This window comes from Actinocorallia libanotica (genome assembly GCF_039525175.1).
Taxonomy (GTDB): domain Bacteria; phylum Actinomycetota; class Actinomycetes; order Streptosporangiales; family Streptosporangiaceae; genus Actinocorallia; species Actinocorallia libanotica.
Window position 1 is genome coordinate 248,779 of the sequence record NZ_BAAAHH010000004.1, and the last position, 18,884, is coordinate 267,662.

General features: G+C 72.4%; 18 protein-coding genes. 12 read left to right on the top strand and 6 right to left on the bottom strand.

Annotated elements, in window-relative coordinates:
• Positions 1 to 21: 21 nt before the first annotated feature.
• A complete protein-coding gene (locus ABD140_RS08000; protein ID WP_344238371.1) occupies positions 22 to 1,212 on the bottom strand; it encodes a LuxR C-terminal-related transcriptional regulator in 1,191 nt (396 codons plus the stop codon).
• Positions 1,213 to 1,379: 167 nt separating this feature from the next.
• Here ABD140_RS08000 and ABD140_RS08005 point away from each other — a divergent pair, with 167 nt between their 5' ends.
• Both ABD140_RS08005 and ABD140_RS08010 read left to right on the top strand, forming a co-directional pair.
• Positions 1,380 to 2,747, top strand: coding sequence for an FAD-binding oxidoreductase (locus ABD140_RS08005; RefSeq protein WP_344238373.1), 1,368 nt, complete (start codon positions 1,380 to 1,382; stop codon positions 2,745 to 2,747).
• A gap of 22 nt (positions 2,748 to 2,769) precedes the next feature.
• Positions 2,770 to 4,170 carry an MFS transporter gene (locus ABD140_RS08010; protein WP_344238375.1) on the top strand — a complete coding sequence of 467 codons (1,401 nt, stop codon included), beginning with the start codon at positions 2,770 to 2,772 and terminating at the stop codon, positions 4,168 to 4,170.
• 116 nt (positions 4,171 to 4,286) lie between these two features.
• Here the strand turns inward: ABD140_RS08010 and sigJ are convergent, their stop codons facing one another.
• On the bottom strand, positions 4,287 to 5,237 hold the full coding sequence (gene sigJ, locus ABD140_RS08015; RefSeq protein WP_344238377.1) for an RNA polymerase sigma factor SigJ: 951 nt from the start codon (positions 5,235 to 5,237) through the stop codon (positions 4,287 to 4,289).
• 145 nt (positions 5,238 to 5,382) lie between these two features.
• On the opposite strand from sigJ, the gene ABD140_RS08020 reads away from it, so the two are divergent.
• On the top strand, positions 5,383 to 6,564 hold the full coding sequence (locus ABD140_RS08020) for an NAD(P)/FAD-dependent oxidoreductase (RefSeq protein ID WP_344238379.1): 1,182 nt from the start codon (positions 5,383 to 5,385) through the stop codon (positions 6,562 to 6,564).
• A 72-nt stretch (positions 6,565 to 6,636) separates the two neighbouring features.
• Here the strand turns inward: ABD140_RS08020 and ABD140_RS08025 are convergent, their stop codons facing one another.
• From ABD140_RS08025 to ABD140_RS08035, 3 genes are all read right to left on the bottom strand, one after another.
• Positions 6,637 to 7,248 carry a dihydrofolate reductase family protein gene (locus tag ABD140_RS08025; RefSeq protein WP_344238381.1) on the bottom strand — a complete coding sequence of 204 codons (612 nt, stop codon included), beginning with the start codon at positions 7,246 to 7,248 and terminating at the stop codon, positions 6,637 to 6,639.
• 77 nt (positions 7,249 to 7,325) lie between these two features.
• On the bottom strand, positions 7,326 to 8,213 hold the full coding sequence (locus ABD140_RS08030) for a LysR family transcriptional regulator (RefSeq protein WP_344238383.1): 888 nt from the start codon (positions 8,211 to 8,213) through the stop codon (positions 7,326 to 7,328).
• A gap of 200 nt (positions 8,214 to 8,413) precedes the next feature.
• Positions 8,414 to 8,863, bottom strand: coding sequence for a hypothetical protein (locus ABD140_RS08035; RefSeq protein ID WP_344238385.1), 450 nt, complete (start codon positions 8,861 to 8,863; stop codon positions 8,414 to 8,416).
• 158 nt (positions 8,864 to 9,021) lie between these two features.
• On the opposite strand from ABD140_RS08035, the gene ABD140_RS08040 reads away from it, so the two are divergent.
• The 3 genes from ABD140_RS08040 to ABD140_RS08050 are packed head-to-tail and all read left to right on the top strand — an operon-like array spanning position 9,022 to position 11,325.
• Positions 9,022 to 9,645 (top strand): DUF998 domain-containing protein, encoded by a 624-nt coding sequence (locus tag ABD140_RS08040; RefSeq protein WP_344238387.1) that lies wholly within the window; start codon positions 9,022 to 9,024, stop codon positions 9,643 to 9,645.
• Between the two features lie 38 nt (positions 9,646 to 9,683).
• The gene (locus tag ABD140_RS08045) at positions 9,684 to 10,055 is read left to right on the top strand and encodes a YciI family protein (protein ID WP_344238389.1); all 372 of its coding nucleotides are present in this window, start codon (positions 9,684 to 9,686) and stop codon (positions 10,053 to 10,055) included.
• Between the two features lie 28 nt (positions 10,056 to 10,083).
• Entirely contained in the window at positions 10,084 to 11,325 is a 1,242-nt protein-coding gene (locus tag ABD140_RS08050) for an RNA polymerase sigma factor (protein WP_344238390.1), read from the top strand.
• Here ABD140_RS08050 and ABD140_RS08055 read toward each other — a convergent pair.
• Positions 11,318 to 12,193 (bottom strand): GNAT family N-acetyltransferase, encoded by an 876-nt coding sequence (locus tag ABD140_RS08055; protein WP_344238392.1) that lies wholly within the window; start codon positions 12,191 to 12,193, stop codon positions 11,318 to 11,320. The genes ABD140_RS08050 and ABD140_RS08055 overlap by 8 nt on opposite strands.
• 165 nt (positions 12,194 to 12,358) lie before the next feature.
• On the opposite strand from ABD140_RS08055, the gene ABD140_RS08060 reads away from it, so the two are divergent.
• From ABD140_RS08060 to ABD140_RS08085, 6 genes are read left to right on the top strand one after another with little or no spacing between them, the layout of a single operon-like run.
• On the top strand, positions 12,359 to 13,105 hold the full coding sequence (locus ABD140_RS08060) for a GntR family transcriptional regulator (protein ID WP_344238394.1): 747 nt from the start codon (positions 12,359 to 12,361) through the stop codon (positions 13,103 to 13,105).
• Entirely contained in the window at positions 13,106 to 13,333 is a 228-nt protein-coding gene (locus ABD140_RS08065; RefSeq protein ID WP_344238396.1) for a 4Fe-4S dicluster domain-containing protein, read from the top strand.
• Positions 13,334 to 13,345: 12 nt separating this feature from the next.
• Positions 13,346 to 14,707 (top strand): ABC transporter substrate-binding protein, encoded by a 1,362-nt coding sequence (locus ABD140_RS08070; RefSeq protein WP_344238398.1) that lies wholly within the window; start codon positions 13,346 to 13,348, stop codon positions 14,705 to 14,707.
• On the top strand, positions 14,704 to 15,468 hold the full coding sequence (locus ABD140_RS08075) for an ABC transporter permease (protein WP_344238400.1): 765 nt from the start codon (positions 14,704 to 14,706) through the stop codon (positions 15,466 to 15,468). The genes ABD140_RS08070 and ABD140_RS08075 overlap by 4 nt, the downstream gene beginning before the upstream one ends.
• The gene (locus ABD140_RS08080; protein ID WP_344238402.1) at positions 15,465 to 16,196 is read left to right on the top strand and encodes an ABC transporter ATP-binding protein; all 732 of its coding nucleotides are present in this window, start codon (positions 15,465 to 15,467) and stop codon (positions 16,194 to 16,196) included. Before ABD140_RS08075 ends, ABD140_RS08080 begins: the two co-directional genes overlap by 4 nt.
• Positions 16,196 to 18,859 (top strand): fumarate reductase/succinate dehydrogenase flavoprotein subunit, encoded by a 2,664-nt coding sequence (locus ABD140_RS08085; RefSeq protein WP_344238404.1) that lies wholly within the window; start codon positions 16,196 to 16,198, stop codon positions 18,857 to 18,859. Before ABD140_RS08080 ends, ABD140_RS08085 begins: the two co-directional genes overlap by 1 nt.
• The last annotated feature ends 25 nt before the right edge of the window (positions 18,860 to 18,884 follow it).

Sequence of the window (18,884 nt, forward strand, 5' to 3'; positions counted from 1 at the left end):
GCCAAGCCGCGGAGACGTGCGCTACCGCTTCGTCATCGATGCGAACTCGTTCTCCTCCTGGACGGCTGTCAGGGCGGGCCTGTAGTGGTCGATGAAGAGGAGGCTCACCAGCTCGCCACGTGAGGAGACCCCCGTCTTCTCGAAGATCGCCTTGATGTGGTCGCGCACCGTGTGCGGCGAGAGGAACAGCAGATGCGCGATCTTCTCGGTCGACAGGCCTCGGGCCACGCACCGCGTCACCTCCACCTCCCGCTCCGACAGCTCGTAGGCGTCGGCCACCAGCGGCATCACGTCCGAAGCCTTCGCCGGTTCGAGGACCACGGCGGTCCCGCCCGGCGAGCCGTCCGCCTGCCGCATACAGGTGGCATGGCACACCATCCAGTGCCCACCGCGGGTGCGCAACCGGATCCGGGCGGTGCCACGGTCCCGCTCGTGTGCGGCCGCGCGCGCCTTCGCCGAGATGCCGTGCACCCATGCCGGCAGCCGCACGCCCAGCCCGGTGGATTCGGACGGCCCGTCCGACGGCTCGCTCAGATAACGCCGGGCCTCGTCGTTGACCGAGAGCAGCCTCCCCGACGGGTCGAACAGCAGCAGTCCCGGCCCATCCGGCAGGCCCGGGCCGCCCGGCAGACCCGGACCGTCCGACGCTCCCAGGGCGTACGGCACGCGACCGGTCGGCCGCGGTTCCGCGTACGAACGCAGCCGCCTGGCGAGCGGAGTCACCAGGGAGCCGACGAACGCCGTGTCCGCGGCGTCGAACGCCGTGCGGCCCCGGGCCCGGAACAGGCTCACGGTGCCCTGCTGACGCCCGCCCACCCTGAGCACCACGCGAAGCTCGTCGTGCAGTCCGCGCGGAAGCATGAAGTCCTGGTAGACGGCGCTGCATCCGGGCCGCCCGCCGGTCGACTCCCGTAGCCCGGCCACCGGGACCGGCGACTGCGCGAGCTCGCTGTACAGATTCACGCTCTCCGCAAAGAGCTCCAGCTCCCAGTAGGCGGCGCAGCTGATCTCGTTGATGTTCTCCGTGTGAACGGGGGCCGTCATGATGCCGGTCTCCGGGTCCGTCACCCGCCACACCGCGGCGTCGAACGGCAGGATCCGGTGCAGCTGGGCGGAAGCGGCGGCGAACATTCCCAGCGCGTCCGGCGCGCGCTCCACTCGAGCCAGCAGCTCACTGCGCCCGGGACCGGCGGCGAGCGCGGACTGCGGCATGGCGGACCTCCGGGACGCGTAACGGGACTCACGATGGCCAACCGGCCGAGCACGCAAAGGTATTCCGCCGGGCTCGGCCGGCACTCCCCCCAATTGAGGGATGGGAGCGCCGGTCCCCGCTCCGCAGACTGGCTCCGCGTCACCTGGACCACGAGGAAGGCCCTGACATGTCCCTTTCACACTCCGATCTCGCCGACCGGATCGGCGGTGCGGTGCTCACCCCCGACGAGGACGGCTGGGATGCGGAGCTCGCCCCGTTCAACGCGATCGGCGTCCACCGGCCCGCCCTGGTCGTCGCCGTCGAGAACGCCGACGACGTCCGGGAGGCGGTGCGGTACGCGGCCCGGCACCGCCTGCCCGTCGCCGTACAGGCCACCGGACACGGCGTGGCGGCGACCGCCGACGGAGGGATGCTGATCAGCACCCGGCGGATGAACGCGGTCGCCGTGGACCCGGTCGCCCACGTCGCCCGCGCCGAAGCGGGCACCCGGTGGCACCAGGTCATCGAAGCCGCCGCCCGCCACGGCCTCGCCCCGCTCAACGGCTCCTCCCCGCTGGTCGGCGTCGTCGGCTACACCCTCGGCGGCGGCCTCGGACCGCTCGCCCGCCGCTACGGTTACGCCGCCGACCGCGTCACCCGCATCCACGTCGTCACGGCCGAGGGGGAGCCACGTACGGCCACCCGGCACCAGAACTCCGACCTGTTCTGGGCGCTGCGCGGCGGTAAGGGCAACTTCGGTGTCGTCACCGCCATCGAATTCGGCCTGGTCCCCGTCACCACGCTCTACGGCGGCGGACTGTTCTTCGCGGCCGACGCGGCGCGGCCGGTGCTGGACGCCTGGCGTCATTGGACGACGGACCTGCCGGAGGAGCTGACCTCCTCGCTGGCGCTGTTGCGTCTGCCCGACGCCCCGTCCGTCCCCGAACCCCTGCGCGGCCGGCTCACCGTCCACATCCGCATCGCCTTCCTCGGTTCGTCCGAGCACGGGGAAAAGCTGCTGGCGCCGCTGCGCGCCGTCGCACCCACCGTCCTCGACACCGTGCGGGAGATGCCCTACACCGCCGTCAGCGAGATCCACATGGACCCGGTGGATCCGTTCTCCTACCACGAGCGGTCCATCCTGCTGCGCGCTCTCGACGAGGCAGCCGTGCAGCGGCTCCTGGAGGTCGCCGGGCCCGGCACCGGCTGCCCGGCCTTCATGGTCGAGCTGCGTCACCTCGGCGGTGCCGTCGGACGCCCGTCGCCCGTGCCGAACGCCGTCGGCAACCGCGACGCCGCCTTCACGCTGACCACCGTCTCCCCGCCGGCCGGTCCGTCCGACCCGGTGAAGGCCGTCCTGTCCGCCCTGGAGCCGTGGGGGACCGGACGCTCCTACGTCAACTTCCTGGCCGGACCCGACGAGGCGGGCGACGTCCGGCGCCTGTACGAGCCCGAGACGTACGAGCGGCTCACCCGGATCAAGCAGCGGTACGACCCGGACAACCGCTTCCGCTTCACCCACAACATCGTCCCCGGCTGCGCAGACAGCGTCTGACCGGGCCAGAACGGAGATCATCATGACCACCGAGAACCCGTCGGTCCGGGCGAGTACGACGGCGCCGCCCGCCGCCGCGCCGCCCACGACCGCAACGCCCGCCGCCGCGCCGGGTGTCCGCTCCACTGGCCTGCGCCTGGGCGCCCTGTTCGGCCCCGTCATCTTCGGCGTGACCGCCGCCGGTGTGGCCCTGCCCGAGGTCGCCCGCGCACTGGAGGCGAGCCCCTCGGCCGTGGCCTGGGTCCTCACCGCCCACGCCCTCGCACTCGGCATCGGCACCGCGCTGGCCGGGCGGGCCGCCGACGCCCGTGGCATCCGGTTCGTCCTCCTGACCGGCGGGCTCTTGCTGGCCGCCGGAGCCGTGGTCTGCCTCACCGCCCCGCACATCGGCGTCCTGGTGGCGGGCCGGTTCCTGCTCGCCGCGGGCTCCGGCGCCATGTCGTCCGTCGCGCTCGCCCTCGCCGCGTCGTCCCCACCCGACCGGCGGCCCGGGATCCTCGCGATCTTCGGTGCCGTGATGTCGGTCTTCTCGGCCGGTGCGACACTCGCCGGCGGAGTGGTCACCGAGTGGCTCACCTGGCGGCTGACGCTCGTCCTTCCGGCGTTGTCGCTGCTCGCGCTACCGCTGGTGCTGCGTCAGACCGCCGCACGCCCGGGCTCGGGCCGTTCCCTCGACCTGGGGGGCGCGCTGCTGCTCACCGCGACGGCGGCGTCATTCCTGATCCTCATCCAGTCCTCCGCGCTGTCCCTGTCCGTCGGTACGGTGACCGTCACCGCCGTGTTGCTGGTACTCGCCGGAGCGGGCCTGGTCGTGCGTACGGTGCGGGTGCCCGAGAGCTTCGTACCGCGCTCCATTGTCGGTGACTCCATGTTCGTACGGGCGGCTCTCACCGGTGCGGGCGTGTACGCGGGACTGTTCGGCGCGATGTACGCGGTGCCGCAGCTGTTGGTGCGTGAGCACGACTGGAGCGTGCTCTCCATCGGCCTGTGGCTGCTGCCCGGCGCCGTCCTCGGTGCAGCGCTCTCCCGGTATGCCGCCAGCAGGAGGGACGGCAGGGCGGGCGTGCTGCTCATGGTGACCGCGCTCGCCTGTGCCGTTCTGCTCGCTTCGGTGCCGTTCGCAGACGGTGCCCCGGTACTGGTCATAGCCGGTGCCTCGACCGGGTTCGCGGCATTCGCGGTCACCCAGCTGGTGACCACCGAGCTTCTCTCGGCGAGCATCGCGCCGCAGCAGCGCGGCGGCGCGGTGTCCCTGCTGAACCTGACGTTCTTCGTCGGCGGCGGCGTCGGCTCCGCAGCCGCGGGCGCCCTCGCGAAGTCCATGGAGCTCACCGGCGTGGTCGGCGTCCTCGCGGTCTTCCCGCTGCTGGGCGCGGTGTTCGCGCTGACCCTTCCCGGTCCCGGGCGACCGCGCGGGAACTGATTCCCTGACCGCTGATGGAGCCGTCGTCGGAGTGCGGGGCTCCGAAGCGCGCCCCGTTGGCAGGCCCGGCCCGGCTGACGGAGGACCCGTCGGCCGGGCCGGGGCCCTGACAGGTCTCAGGGCTGAGGATCCGCCTTCCAGGACCGGAGCTTGCGGGGGTTGCGGACCGCCCAGATGCGTTTGACGCGCTCGTTCTCGACCTGGAACGCCGCCACGGTGACGGTGGCGCCGTCCTGCTGGACGACGAGACCGGGCATTCCGTTGACCGTGCGCTCCAGGATCGTCAGGCCGTGCAGCCTGCCGGAGAGGCGGAGCAGGGCGCGGACGATCCGCTCGGCGCCCTCGATCGGATGGAGGGCGGTGCTGACGAGCCCGCCTCCGTCGGCGATCGCGGTGGCGCCGGGGTCGAGGAGGCCGATGAGGGCGTCGATGTCTCCGGCCTCCCATGCCCGTTTGAAGTCCCTGACGATGCCCGCCTGCGCCGAGGCCGCGGCTGCGGGGACCTCGGCGGCGCGGATGCGGCGGCGGGCCGAGGACGCCAGTTGGCGGCACGCCGCCGGGGTGCGGCCGACGATCTCGGCCACCTCGGCGAAGGGGTAGCGGAAGACGTCGTGCAGGATGAACGCGACGCGCTCGGCCGGGGTCATCGCGTCGAGCACGACGAGGAAGGCCATGTTGACCGACTCGTCGAGGGTGACGCGGTCGGCCGGGTCGGCGGTGGCCCCGCCGGTCCACTCCGCGGGTTCGGGCAGCGGTTCGGGGATCCACTCGCCCACGTAGGTCTCCCGCCGGACGCGCGCCGAGGAGAGCACGTTGAGGCACAGGCGGCCGGCGACCTTGTTCAGCCAGGCGCCCGGCGAGTCGATGGCCTCCTGCTGCCGCGGGGACAGGGTGTACCAGCGGGCGTAGGTCTCCTGGACGATGTCCTCGGCGTCGGTCAGGGAACCGAGGAGCCGGTACGCGAGGTTGATCAGCCCGCGCCGTTCGCCCATGATCGCGCTCAGGGCCGGATCGCGCCCGCCGTCTCGCGGCGCGGATCGTGCGGATCGCTCGGACCGGTCGGTCATGGTCGGCTCCCTCTGTCGTGTCCTTCCTCCTTGTTCGACAGGACAGCGCCGCGAAAGGTGAGGTCGCGGCGCACCGCCTCACTTTTTGGTCCGGTGCTTTGTCGGATGAACGAGACACCGTTCAGAACGCGAAGGAACCCGCACCATGATCGCTCACCCGTCCCACAAGGTCGTCGTCATCGGCGGCGGTTACGCCGGATCGATCGCGGCCAACCGCCTGCGTAAGCGCGACGACGTCGAGATCACCCTGGTCAACCCCCGCCCGGCGTTCGTCGACCGCATCCGGCTGCACCAGTTCGCGGCCGGTACCGGCGAGGCCACGCTGGACTACGGCGAGCTGCTGGGCGAGGGCGTCGACCTGGTCGTCGACAGCGCCACGCGCATCGACGCCTTCGCCCGCACCGTCCGACTGGCCTCGGGCCGCACGCTGGACTACGACTACCTCGTCTACGCGGTCGGCAGCACCGGAGCGGTACCGGAGTCGGTGCCGGGAGCGGCGGAGTTCGCCGTCTCCATCGCCGAGCTGGAGTCCGCGCAGCGGCTGCGCGCCCGGCTGGACGAGCTGCGGCCCGACGCCCCGGTCACCGTGGTCGGCGGCGGGCTGACCGGCGTCGAGACCGCGGCCGAACTGGCCGAGCGGGGACGGAAGGTCACGCTGGTGTGCGGCGGGACCCTGGCGCCCTCGCTGAGCGGGTCGGCCCGCCGTTCCATGGCCGCATGGCTGTCCCGGCACGAGGTCACCGTGTTGCAGGGCGACACGGTCACCGAGGTCCGGCCGGACGCGGTCGTCTTCGCCGACGGTACGGTGCGCGCGAGCGCGCTGGTCGTCTGGGCCGCCGGCTTCGGTGCGCCGGAGCTGGCGTCGGCGAGCGGACTGCGCACCGACGAACTCGGGCGGCTGATCACCGATGAGACGCTGACCAGCATCGACGACGACCGCGTCGTCGCGGCCGGTGACGCCGCCGCGCCGTCGGGCCGGCCACTGCGGATGAGCTGCCAGATCGCTGCGCCGCTGGGCGCGCAGGCCGCCGAAACCGTGCTGAGCCGTATCGAGGGGGCGGCGCCCGCGGCGATCGACGTGGCCTTCGTCGGGTCGTGCATCAGCCTCGGCCGGAACGCCGGTGTGCGGCAGTTCTCCCGCAGGGACGACACCCCGCTGAACGTCTACTTCAGCGGTCGGCTCGGCGCGGCGTACAAGGAGATGACCTGCAGGTTCGGGGTGTCGAAGATCCGCCGCGAGGCCCGGAAGCCGGGCTCCATGCCCTGGCTGAAGGGCGGCCGCCCCGGGTCGGCGGCCTCCGGTACGCGGGCGGTCACGTCCTCGTGACCGGACGGGTGCGGCGAGTCGGCGGAGGCTCCGGGCCTCCGCCGGACGCGGCACGTCCGTTCAGCGGTGTGGTCAGGCCGGACCTTGTTCGCCGGGGGCGCGGTCGTAGGTGAGGATGAGCGTTCCGCTGTCCAGCGCCGTGTGGTCGGTGAGCTGCCAGACGTGGGGCTCGAAGACGGCTTCGCGGCCGAACAGGGGGATGCCGATGCCCATGGTCAGGGGTGCCAGCTTGACGATGAGCCGGTCGATCTCCGGATAGAGGGCGCCCGCCAGCGCGCCTCCGCCGACCAGCCAGATGTCCTTGCCGTCCTGCTTCTTGAGCTCGCGCACGGTGGTGACGGGGTCGTCGGCGACGAGTTCGACGGCCGGAGCCGGGCACTCGGTCAGAGTGCGGGAGAACACCAGATGGCGCAGGTGGGGATAGGCGTCGGCGATGCCCGCCTTGAGGCCGATCTCGTAGGAGTTGCGCCCTTCCAGGATGGTGTCGAAACGGGTGCCGGGGTCGGTGACGCCCAGGGCCTGCCGTGCCGGTCCGGGCAGGGTCTCGGGGTAGACGGCGATGATGTGCCGCGCGTAGTCGTCGGGGATCGGCCAGAAGCCGTCGGGACCGCTGGGGTCGGCGCCGTCGGGACCGGCGATGAAGCCGTCCACGCTGGAGGCGATGTAGTACACGAGCTTGCGCATGGACGTCCTCGTTCCGTCGCTGACCAAGGTGCTCTGCCGTCATCCTAACGGCACGGCTCGTGCCGTGTCGAAATTGGTCATCCGGTCAGCTGGCGGGTGACCAGGGAGGCGAACTCCGCGGCCGGGGGGCTGAGGGTCTGCCATCGGCGGGCGGCCCAGCCGACGGTGAGCGGGGTGAGGTCGGGGATGGGGACGGTGCGCAGGGGGGTTCCGGAGTGGGGGAGCAGGAGGGGGAGGGCGGGGAGGACGGCGTGGCCGACGTCCAGTTCGGCCAAGAGGACGGCGGTGTCCCAGTCGGCGGTGCACACCGGGGCGGGCGGGCGGACGCCGAGGCGGACGAAGTCCTCTTCCAGGCGGCGACGGGAGGCGGAGTTGTCGGGGTGGGCGATGTAGCGGATCCCGGCGAGCGCGGCGGGGTCGATGGACGCCCGTTCGGCCAGCGGGTCGTCGGCGTGCACGACCAGCACCCAGGGCAGGTCGAGGACCGGGCGCTGCTCGATGCCCGGCAGCGGCTCGTCGAAGGTGATCCAGGCCAGGTCGGCCCAGCCGTTGTGGAGCAGCTCGATACAGCGGCGGGTCGAGTGCGCCGAGCGGAACTCCAGCGTCATCTCCGGATGACGGCTGCGGAACAACGGGATCGTGCCGGCCATGAAGTGCCGGACCGTGACGCCGCCCGTGGTGATCCGCACCGCGCCGCTACGGCCGTCGCGCAGCTCGCCCAGGTGGCGGAGCGCGGCGTCAAGGGAGGTGATCCCGCCCTGGGCCGCTTCGTAGAGCACCTGCCCGGCCCTGGTCGGGACGACGCCACGCGCGTGCCGCTCCACCAGCGCCGTTCCGGTCTCCCGTTCCAGCCGTTTCACGTGCTGGCTGACCGCCGACTGCGTGCACGCCAGGTCGCGGGCGACCGCGCTGAGACTCCCCGCCTCGCACACGGCCACGAACACCCGCAGATCGTCCAGTGTCACGAGCCCCAAGCTATCCCTAAGGGCAACGCAAGAAAACCCAAGGATTGACTGGGGTACAGGGCTAGGGACACGATGAGGACCGGCGAGCCCCACGACATGGCGGCAACCCGCCCCACCGCTCCGCCGGGTTCCTCGACGGCCCGGGCCGTACGGGTGCGTCCCGGCGAAGCGGTGGGCGGGTGTCGACCACCGGACCGGTGTCAGACGCGCGTCATCGTGGAGGCGTAGCCGCCCCCGCCGGGGTAGACCCACGCGCCGGTGGCGGTGGTTCCGTCGGGGCTGAAGGTCCCCTCGTAGTAGGCGGGGCTTCCCTTGGCACCGGCCCAGATGGTCAGCGTGTCGCCGGTCAGCTCGTAGACGTAGTCGAGGGTGCTGCCGTCGGAGCCGTAGAAGCGGGAGACGACGTCGGTGCCGGGCGGCTCGCCGAAGGGCTTGAGGCAGCCGATCACCTCCAGTCCGGTGACGGTCTCCCCGTCCTGGACGAGGTCGATGTGCTGGAGCAGGAAGAACCCGCCGGGCATCCACTCGTAGCGCACGGTTCCCTCGGCGCCGCCGGAGATCCGCCAGGTCCCCGTGAGGCGGTCCAGCGCCCGCAGGGCCTCGCTCGGTCCGCCCGCGGTCCGGTCGTCGTTGTTGTTGTTGGCGGTCATGCCGTCCTCCTGTGTCGTCTTCGTTCTTGCACCAGGTACCTCGGTGCCGCCGCGCCCGTCTCGACACCTCGATCATGTGGCATGGATCACTTCCCAAGAGTGTCCGAAGCCGGACTTCCGCTCCGAGGTATCCGGCGTACGACCACTCAGGAGGAGACATGCGCACCGCCACCACCCACCGCACCCGGCACCTGCTGACGGCAGGGGCGCTCGCCGGACCGGTGTTCTTCGCCGCGGCCGCGGCCCAAGCGGTCACCCGGGACGGTTTCGACATCACCCGGCACCCCATCAGCCTGCTGGCCACCGGCGACCTGGGCTGGATCCAGATCGCCGCGTTCACGCTCGCGGGCCTGGGCGGGCTGGCCCTGGCCGCCGGGATCGCGCGCACCATCACGGAGGGAACGGGACGGCGGGCGCTGACGCCGCTGGTCGCGGTCTTCGGCCTCGGGATGATCGCGGCCGGGGTGTTCCCGATGGACCCGGAGAACGGGTTCCCGGCTGGTACACCCGACGGGCCGGTCGCGGAGATGTCCTGGCACGGCATCGCGCATTCGGCCTCGGCCGTCGTCTCCTTCACCGCGCTGGCCGTCGCGGCGATCGTCCTGGCCGTGCGGGAGGCGCGGCAGCGCCGGGTGCCGGGTGCGGTGCTGAGCGGGGCGGCGGCGCTGGTGCTGCTGATGCCGATGTCCACCGAGCACATGAGCATCCAGATCGCGGTGAACGGGCTGGTCGCCTTCACCTGGACGACCGTGCTGGCGCTGCGGCTGGCGCGCACGGCCTGAATACGCTGACCCGGACGGAAACGACGAGGGAAGATGCCATGAAGTACCTGCTGCTCGGTTACACGCCCGCGGCGGCGTGGGATGCCGCGACCGCGGACGCGCCCACGCCTGAGGCGCTGGCCGCGTTCGCCGCCTACCAGGAGTTCGAGCGGGAGCTGCGCGAGACCGGCGAGCTCGTGTCGACCGAGGGACTGGGCCATCCGGCGGTCAGCACGACCGTGCGGCCCGTGCCGGACGGTGTCGTGGCCACCGACGGGCCGTTCGCCGAGCTGAAGGAGGTGCTGGCGAGCTTCGCGGTGATCGATGTGTCGGGGCACGAGCGCGCGGTGCAGATCGCCTCGCGGATCGTCGCGGCGCTCGGCGAACCGGTGGAGATCCGGCCGATCATGGGTGCGGAGTTCACCGCGTGACCGTCCGTACGGTCCGGGCCGGTACGGCGTGAGCGCGCGGATCGAGCACCTGCTGCGCGCCGAGGCGCCGCAGGTGCTCGGCGCGCTGGTGCGGCGTTTCGGGCGCTTCGACGTGGCCGAGGACGCGGTGCAGGAGGCGCTGCTGGCGGCCGGCCGGACCTGGGAGGCGGACGGGGTGCCCGCCGATCCGCGGAGCTGGCTGATCCGGGTCGGCTACCGCCGCATGGTCGACCTGCTGCGTTCGGACCAGGCGCGGCACCGCCGCGAGCTGGAGGCGGGCGTCACCGATCTGGCGATGGCCGACCCCTCGCGCGGCACCGGTCCGGTTTCGGCGGTGGACGACAGCCTCACCCTGCTGCTGTTGTGCTGCCATCCGGCGCTGAGCCCGTCCGACCAGGTGGCGTTGACCCTGCGGGCGGTGGGAGGCCTGACCACCGCGGAGATCGCACACGCCCACGGCACCACCGAAGCGACGATGGGCACCCGCATCAGCCGCGCCAAGCAGCGGCTCGTACGCGCCGGAGCCCGCTTCACCCCGCCGGAGGAGGCCGACCTGCCGCGGCGGACGGCGGTGGTGATGAAGGTCCTGTACCTCATCTTCAACGAGGGCTACACCGCGTCGGCGGGAGCCGCGCTGACCCGCGTCGACCTGACGGCCGAGGCGATCCGGCTCGCCCGCATGCTGCACGCCGCCCGTCCCGAGGACGCCGAGGCGTCCGGTCTTCTGGCGCTGATGCTCCTCACCGAGGCGCGCCGCCCGGCGCGCACCGGCCGCGACGAGGCGCTGGTGCCGCTGCACGCCCAGGACCGCGCCCGCTGGGACCAGGCGCTGGCCGACGAGGGCGTGGCGCTGATCGACGCGGTGTGGCCGCGCCGCGAGCACGGCCCGTACCAGATCCAGGCGGCGATCGCGGCGGTACACACGTCCGCTGGAGAGCCCGAGCGGACGGACTGGCCGCAGATCGCCGTGCTGTACCTGTGGCTGGAGCGCCTCACCCCGACCGCCCCGGTGCGGCTGAGCCGGGTGGTCGCCGTCGCACACGCCTACGGCCCCGCCCGCGGGCTGGCCCTGCTGGACGATCTGAACCACCGGCACGGCCTGGAGACCGACCCCCTCGTCCGGCACCGCGCCCGCGCCGTGCGCGCCCACCTGCTGCGCCTGACCGGCGCGACGTCCGACGCGGCCTCCCTCTACCGCGAGGCGGCCGACCTCACCGCCAACGAGGTCGAACGCCGCTACCTCCTGGAAGAGGCGGCCCGCCTCACCTGACGCGCTCGCCACGGACGTAGGTCAGGGTGCGGGCGTAGGGGACGAAGCCGAGGCTCTCGTAGAGCGGGTAGGCACCCGGGTGGGCGGGGTCTCCCTGGAGGGGATAGACGATGGCCTGGATGGCACCGGCTTCGCGGAGGGCGTGGAGGGCTGCCAGGCAGACGGCGCGGGCCAGGCCCCGGCGGCGGTGGCGGGGCGCGGTGCCGACCGGTTCCAGTTCGCCGGTGCGGTGGTGGTCGTCGAGCCAGATGAGGCAGGACGCGGCGAAGTCGCCGTCGGGGGTTTCGACGATCCAGTCGAGGTCGGACCGGTAGGGCCAGGTGTCCATGACCGAGCGGTAGCTGTCGGCGGTGACGCGGGAAGGGTGCCAGGCCTCCTGGTGGACGGCCGCGCGACGCGGGGCGTCCTCCGGGCCGTGGACGGGACGGGCCGTGAAGCCTGCCGGGAGCACAGGGTCGGGGAGCCCTGTGAGGTCGTGTCGCATGTAGCGGTAGCCGGGCGCGGTGTCGTCGCGGGTGTAGCCGTGGTGTTCCAGCGCGGTGATGAGGTGTTCCTCGTGTTCGAGGACGGAGATGGTGAGCGGCCCTTCGCCGGCCGTGTCGTGGAACCAGCGCAGGACTTCGTCGGCGGCCTCCGGCCGGGCCGGGTCGACGAGCAGGCTGAGGGAGTCGGCGGTCTGCGCCCAGCCCCAGGCGATGACCTCGCCGTCGTCCTCCCACAGGGCCGTCGGCCATTCGTGTTCCCTGCCCAGGTGCTGGCGCCGTCCCCAGGCGAGGTCGCCGATGTGGCAGTGGCTGGCGGGCGACCAGATCCGCCGGGCGAGTTCCTGCATCGACCGGAGGTCTTCGGGGTGCCGGTAGGAGCGCATGGCCTCATGCTCCCGTCCGTTCGAGGCGCGGGGAAGCGATTCATCCGGTGCCGGGGGTGGCGGGAGTGGGGGAGTTCCGGGTGGACGTGCTGGCCGGGAGGGGGTGCGGGGTGGCGTGACCTCCCCGTTATCTGAGTTTCCCTATCGACTTGATAGGTTTTGGGCGTGACCAGCGCATACGACCTCAGTGACGGACGGCGGTTGCGGGCCGACCGGGCCCGGCAGGTGGCGGACGTGCTCCGCTGCCAGATCGGGCGCGGCGCGTTCGAGAGCGGCGTGCTGCCCAGGGAGGAGCGGCTCGTGGCCGAGTTCGGCACGACCCGCAACGCCGTCCGCGACGCCCTGGACCTCCTGCGCGCGGAAGGGCTCATCGAGCGGCTGCCGGGCGTCGGGACGGTCGTCACGGCCACGGGCAAGGTGCCGCACGGGCTGCACCGGCTCCTCGGGCTGGGGGAGACCCTCCACGAGCACGGTGAGATCGTCAACGAGGTGCGGGCGTCGGGGCTCATCACGCCGCCGCCCGCGATCACCTCGCGGCTGGAGCTGCCCGATGACTCGCCCGTGGTCTACCTCGAGCGGCTGCGGCGCCTGAACGGGGTGCCTCTCAGCCTCGACCAGACCTACCTCGAACCGGAGCTGGGCCGCGCCCTGCTGAAGGAGGACCTCGTCCACGAGGACGTCTTCGTGCTGATCGAACGGCTGAAGGGGCCGCTCGGCCGGGCCGAGCTGTCCGTCGAGGCCGTCAACGCCGACCCGCACTCCGCCGCCGTCCTGGAAGCGCCTCGCGGCACCGCGACGCTCCTGGTCGAGCGGCTCACCCACCTCGCCGACGGCCGGCCGGTCGACCTGGAGTTCATCCGCTTCCGCGGCGACCGGCTCACCCTGCGCGGCACTCTCCACAGGAGCCTGTAGATGCCTCTCGTCCCCCACCGGCAGGACGTGCCGGTCACCGTCGACGCCGCCCTGTGCATCGAGGGCTGCACCCTCTGCATCGACGTCTGCCCCCTGGACTCCCTGGCCCTGGACCCCGAGACCGGCAAGGCCCACATGTACGTGGACGAGTGCTGGTACTGCGGCCCGTGCGCCGACCGCTGCCCCACGGGCGCCGTCACCGTGAACATCCCCTACCTGCTGCGATAGAAGGCCCCAGCGATGAAGAGATCCGCGCTCGCCCTCCTCCTCGTGCCCGTCCTGGCCGCCTCGGCCTGCACCGTCGCCGGGGAGGCGGCCGAGGGACGCACGAAGGTCGTCGTCGGCTACCAGTCCAAGACCATCAACACCGTGACCGCCGGGACGCTGCTGCGCTCGCTGGGCTACTTCGAGAAGAACCTCGGGGACGGGTACCAGGTCGTCTGGCAGGACTACGAGTCCGGCGCGCCCATCACCGCCGAGATGCTCGCCGGGAAGATCGACATCGGTTCGATGGGCGACTATCCGCTGCTCATCAACGGCTCCCGCGCCCAGGCCCAGGGCGACGAGGCGCGCACCGAGCTCGTCGCCGTCACCGGTTACAACCTGCGCGGCGCCCTCAACGGCGTCGTCGTCGCCCCGGATTCCAAGGCCCGCACCCTGCGCGACCTCAAGGGCCGGAACGTCTCGGCCAGCGTCGGCTCCGCCGGGCACGGCACCCTCGTGCAGGCGCTGGACAAGCTCGGCCTGGACGCCGCCGAGGACATCACGACCGAGAACCAGCAGCCCTCGGTCGGCGCGTCGGCGCTGCAGTCCGGGAGCGTCGCCGCGCTCGCCCAGTTCGTCGCCTGGCCGGGCCAGCTCGTCCAGGCCGGGCAGGCGCGCCTGCTGTACGACGGCGGCTCCCTGAACGTGCCGACCTTCCACGGCACCGTCGTCCGCCAGAAGTTCGCCAAGGAAGGCGGCGACGTGCTCGAGGCTTTCCTCAAGGCGCAGATCCAGGCCACGACCTACCTGCACGAGCACCCGCTCGAGGCCGCCGAGTCCGTCGCGAAGGAGACGGGACTGGCCCCCGAGACCGTCTACCTCTACAACGGCCCCAACGGCATCTCCACCTTCGACGTGACGATCAAGCCGGCCCAGCGCAAGGCGTTCGAGCAGGACGTCCCGTTCCTGAAGTCGATCGGCGTCCTGGACAAGCCCCTGGACGTCCCGTCGTTCTTCAACGACACCTACCTCCGCGCCGCCTACGGCCCGGACTACGAAGCCGACACCGCCAAGACGACCAACGGAGCGGCCCTGCCCGGCGACCCCGCCAAGGCCGGCGAGCTGTGGCTGGACGGCGAGCAGAGCACCCGGCCCGCCGCCGACCCGAACGCCCTGCTGAAGGCGGTCCGCGAAGCGCAGGACTCCGGCAAGAAGATCCGCGCCGCCTACGTGCCCGACGCGCTCACCGGCACCCGCTGGTTCGCCGACCACAGCGTCTGGCTCCGCGACGGCGACACCTTCCTGCCGTTCGCCACCCAGGAGAACGCCGACGCCTACGCCTCCTCCCACTCCGGCACCGCGCCCGTCTCCTACCCGGAGGCGGTGAAGGCGGCGTGAGGCTCCTGCTGCGCGCCGGCTCCCCGCTCGCGGCGCTCGGCCTGTGGTACCTGCTGACCGAGCACGACGTGGTGTTCCTGCTGCGCTTCGACCGCTTCCCCGGCCCCGGCGACGTGCTGGCGGAGTTCGGCCGCCAGCTCACCACCGGCGTCTACTACCAGGACCTGGCCCAGAGCCTGGTGCGCATCCTCACCGGGTTCGTGCTCGCCGCCGTCCTCGGCGGCCTGCTCGGCACGCTCGTGGCCCGTTCCCGCCGGGCCGGCGACCTGCTGCTGCCCCTGTTCGAACTGGCCCGCCCCGTCCCGGCGATCGCGCTGGTGCCGATCGCGATCCTGCTCTTCCCGCAGAGCGAGCAGGGCATCGTGTTCATCACCTTCGCCGCCGCCTTCTTCCCGATCATGGTCTCGACCCGGCACGCGGTGCGCGCCCTGCCCCCCGTCTGGGAGGACGCGGTGCGCACCCTGGGAGGCGGCCGGATCCGGGTGCTGTCGGGCGTGCTGCTGCCCGGGATCCTGCCGGGCGTCTTCGGCGGCCTGTCGGTCGGCATGGGCGTCGCCTGGATCTGCCTCATCTCCGCCGAGATGATCTCCGGCCGGTTCGGCGTCGGCTACCGCACCTGGGCGTCCTACACGATCGTCGACTACCCCGGAGTGCTCGTCGGGATCATCACGATCGGGCTCCTGGGCTTCCTGACCTCCGGCGCGGTGGAGCTGCTCGGCCGCCGCGCCACCCGATGGCTCCCCGCGGAGGCGCGCACATGAGCGGACTCTCCTTCCAGATCAAGGACCTCGCCCTCGCCTACGCCGGCAGGCCCGTCCTGACCGGCCTGGACCTGGACGTCGCGGCGGGCGAGATCCTCGCCGTCGCGGGTTCGTCCGGCTGCGGCAAGTCCACCCTGCTGCGCTCCCTGGCCGGGCTGCTGCCCGTCGCCGCGGGCGAGCTGCTCGCCGACGGCGAGCCGATCCGCAGCACCTCCGCCGACCGGGCGCTGATGTTCCAGGAGGACGCGCTGCTGCCCTGGCGCAGCACCCGCGCGAACGTCGCCCTGCCGCTGGCGATCCGGCGGATGCCGCGGGCCGAGCGCAACGCCCGCGCCGCCGACTGGCTGGCCCGCGTCGGCCTGGCCGGGCTGGAGCGGCGGCTGCCGCGCGACCTGTCCGGCGGGCAGCGCCAGCGCGTCCAGCTCGCCCGGACCCTGGCCGGACGGCCGCGCGCCGTCCTCATGGACGAGCCGTTCGGCGCCCTGGACGCCCAGACCCGCCACGAGATGCAGCGGCTGCTCACCGAGGTGTGGAACGCCAGCACCACCGTCGTGTTCGTCACGCACGACGTGGACGAGGCGCTCCTGCTCGGCGACCGCGTCGCCGTCCTGGGCGGCGGCGGGCTCGCCGACCTCGTCGAGGTGCCCCGCCCCCGCACGTCCGTCGACCCCGCGCTGCGCGCCCGCGTCCTGGCCGCGCTCGGCGCACAGACCCTGGAGACCACCTGATGCAGATCCCCGCACTGTCGGAACGCAGCGAACTGACCTGCGACGTCCTCGTCGTCGGCGGCGGCACCGCCGGGACGATGGCGGCCATCACCGCCGCCGAGCACGGCGCGCGGGTCCTGCTGCTGGAGAAGGCGCACGTACGGCACTCCGGAGCGCTGGCCATGGGCATGGACGGCGTCAACAACGCCGTCATCCTCGGCATCGCCACCCCCGAGGACTACGTCACGGAGATCACCCGCGCCAACGACGGCATCGTCGACCAGCGGACCGTCTGGCAGACGGCCACCCGCGGGTACGCCATGGTCAAACGGCTGGAGGGCTACGGCGTCAAGTTCGAGAAGGACGAGCACGGCGAGTACGCGGTGCGGCGCGTGCACCGGTCGGGCTCCTACGTGCTGCCGATGCCCGAGGGCAAGGACGTCAAGAAGGTCCTGTACCGGGTGCTGCGCCGCAAGAACATCCGCGAGCGGGTGCGGATCGAGAACCGGGTGATGCCGGTGCGCGTCCTGACGTCCGGCGGACGCGCGGTCGGCGCGGTGGGCTTCAACACCCGCACCGGGGAGTTCGTCGTGGTGCGCGCGGGAGCCGTCGTCCTGGCGACGGGCCCGTGCGGACGACTCGGCCTGCCCGCCTCCGGCTACCTGTACGGCACGTACGAGAACCCCGCCAACGCCGGCGACGGGTACGCGATGGCCTACCACGCCGGAGCCGAGCTCAGCGGGCTGGAGTGCTTCCAGATCAACCCGCTCATCAAGGACTACAACGGCCCCGCCTGCGCCTACGTCGCCAACCCGTTCGGCGGCTACCAGGTCAACAACGGCGGCGAGCGATTCGTCGACTGCGACTACTGGTCGGGGCAGATGATGGCCGAGGTCAAACGGGAGATCGACTCGGCGCGCGGCCCGATCTACCTCAAGACCACCCACCTGCCGGACGAGACGCTCTCCCAGCTGGAGGGCATCCTGCACACCACCGAACGGCCCACCCGCGGCACCTTCCACGCCAACCGCGGCCACGACTACCGCACCCACGACATCGAGATGCACATCTCCGAGATCGGACTGTGCGGCGGGCACTCGGCGTCCGGGGTGTGGGTCGACGACCACGCCCGCACCACCGTGCCCGGCCTGTACGCGGCGGGCGACCTGGCGTGCGTGCCGCACAACTACATGATCGGCGCGTTCGTGTTCGGCGAGCTGGCGGGGGAGAACGCCGCCGCGACGTTCCGGCACGGCGAGCCGGACGAAGCGCAGATCGCCGCCGCCCACGAGCTGATCTACCGCCCGCTGCGCAACCCCGACGGGCCGCCGCAGCCGCAGGTGGAGTACAAGCTGCGCCGTTTCGTCAACGACTACGTGGCGCCGCCCAAGACCGGTGCGAAGCTGGAACTGGCGCTGGAGGCGTTCGTCCGGATGTCGGGTGAGATCGCCGCGATGGGCGCGCGCACCCCGCACGAGCTGATGCGCTGCGCCGAGGTCACTTTCATCCGCGACTGCGCCGAGCTGGCCGCCCGTGCCTCGCTGGTGCGCACCGAGAGCCGCTGGGGGCTCTACCACGAACGGGCCGACCTGCCAGGACGTGATGACGCTTCTTGGTTCTCGCACCTGAACGTTCGGCGGCGCGAGGACGGGCACATGGAATTCGTGAAGATCCCGGTGCACCCCTACCAGGTGGAAGTGGACGAGTTCAGCGTGCCGGAAGGCGGCGAACGGACGGTGCTGGAGACGGCGCCTCCGATGGAATATGCGGTTTCGTCCCCGACCGCCGCGAGCAGAGGCGGCGTGTCCGCGGCGGCCCGCTCGCCCCGGATTCTGGAGCTGCTGCAACTGGCCGAATCCGCTCCGGGCACCGCGGACATCGCCCCCTACCTGGCCGATCCCGACCCGAAGGTGCGGCGTGCGGCCGTCGCCACGCTCACCGAAGTCGTCCCCGAAGGCTTCGCCACGGTGCTGGCCGGTGCCCTCGGTGACGCGCACGCCTCGGTACGGCACGCCGCGGCCACCGCGCTGCGCGAACTCGTCGAGGTCATTCCGCCGAGCACCGAGCTCGCCGAGGCGTTGACCAGGCACCACTCCGACCCGGTGGTGCGCGCCGCCACCCTGGACGTGCTGCGCGCCCTGCGTCTGGGCGACACCGCTCTCTTCGGCGGCGCTCTGCAGGACGACGACCACCGCGTCCGCCTCCAGGCCGTCCGGGGGTTGGTCTCCCTGGACGACGTCGCGGCCGTCTCACAGGCGGCCTCCGACACCTCCCGCGAGGTGCGGATCACCGTCACCGCGGGCCTGGGTCACCTGGCCCGTCCCGAAGCTGCTCCCGTCCTCACGGCTCTGGCCGCCGACCCGGACCCGTTGGTGCGCGCCGCCGCCTTCAAGGCCTTCGCCTCCCTGGACGGCGCTCCCGCCCTGGCCGTCCCCGCCCTGTCGGACCCGTCCTGGGAGGTCCGCGCAGGCGCGGCCACGGCCCTCGCCGCCGCGGGTCCCGCCGCGACCGAAGCGCTCATCGGCGCCTTGGAAGACACCCACCTGGACGTGCGCAAGGCGGCCGTCATCGCTCTGGCCGCCCACGCCCCCACCCCGGGACGGGAGGAAGCCCTGGTCAGAGCCCTGAAGGACGCCGATGCCGACGTCCGCGCCTACGCCCGCCACGCCCTCGCCGAGGCATGAGCGCCTTGGCAGGGGGTAGCTCCCG

Excerpts from the sequence above, each read along its gene's own strand:
- ABD140_RS08000 (WP_344238371.1), bottom strand. The coding sequence starts at position 1,212 with ATGCCGCAGTCCGCGCTCGCCGCCGGTCCCGGGCGCAGTGAGCTGCTG.
- ABD140_RS08005 (WP_344238373.1), top strand. The coding sequence starts at position 1,380 with ATGTCCCTTTCACACTCCGATCTCGCCGACCGGATCGGCGGTGCGGTG.
- ABD140_RS08010 (WP_344238375.1), top strand. The coding sequence starts at position 2,770 with ATGACCACCGAGAACCCGTCGGTCCGGGCGAGTACGACGGCGCCGCCC.
- sigJ (WP_344238377.1), bottom strand. The coding sequence starts at position 5,237 with ATGACCGACCGGTCCGAGCGATCCGCACGATCCGCGCCGCGAGACGGC.
- ABD140_RS08020 (WP_344238379.1), top strand. The coding sequence starts at position 5,383 with ATGATCGCTCACCCGTCCCACAAGGTCGTCGTCATCGGCGGCGGTTAC.
- ABD140_RS08025 (WP_344238381.1), bottom strand. The coding sequence starts at position 7,248 with ATGCGCAAGCTCGTGTACTACATCGCCTCCAGCGTGGACGGCTTCATC.
- ABD140_RS08035 (WP_344238385.1), bottom strand. The coding sequence starts at position 8,863 with ATGACCGCCAACAACAACAACGACGACCGGACCGCGGGCGGACCGAGC.
- ABD140_RS08040 (WP_344238387.1), top strand. The coding sequence starts at position 9,022 with ATGCGCACCGCCACCACCCACCGCACCCGGCACCTGCTGACGGCAGGG.
- ABD140_RS08045 (WP_344238389.1), top strand. The coding sequence starts at position 9,684 with ATGAAGTACCTGCTGCTCGGTTACACGCCCGCGGCGGCGTGGGATGCC.
- ABD140_RS08055 (WP_344238392.1), bottom strand. The coding sequence starts at position 12,193 with ATGCGCTCCTACCGGCACCCCGAAGACCTCCGGTCGATGCAGGAACTC.
- ABD140_RS08065 (WP_344238396.1), top strand. The coding sequence starts at position 13,106 with ATGCCTCTCGTCCCCCACCGGCAGGACGTGCCGGTCACCGTCGACGCC.
- ABD140_RS08070 (WP_344238398.1), top strand. The coding sequence starts at position 13,346 with ATGAAGAGATCCGCGCTCGCCCTCCTCCTCGTGCCCGTCCTGGCCGCC.
- ABD140_RS08080 (WP_344238402.1), top strand. The coding sequence starts at position 15,465 with ATGAGCGGACTCTCCTTCCAGATCAAGGACCTCGCCCTCGCCTACGCC.
- ABD140_RS08085 (WP_344238404.1), top strand. The coding sequence starts at position 16,196 with ATGCAGATCCCCGCACTGTCGGAACGCAGCGAACTGACCTGCGACGTC.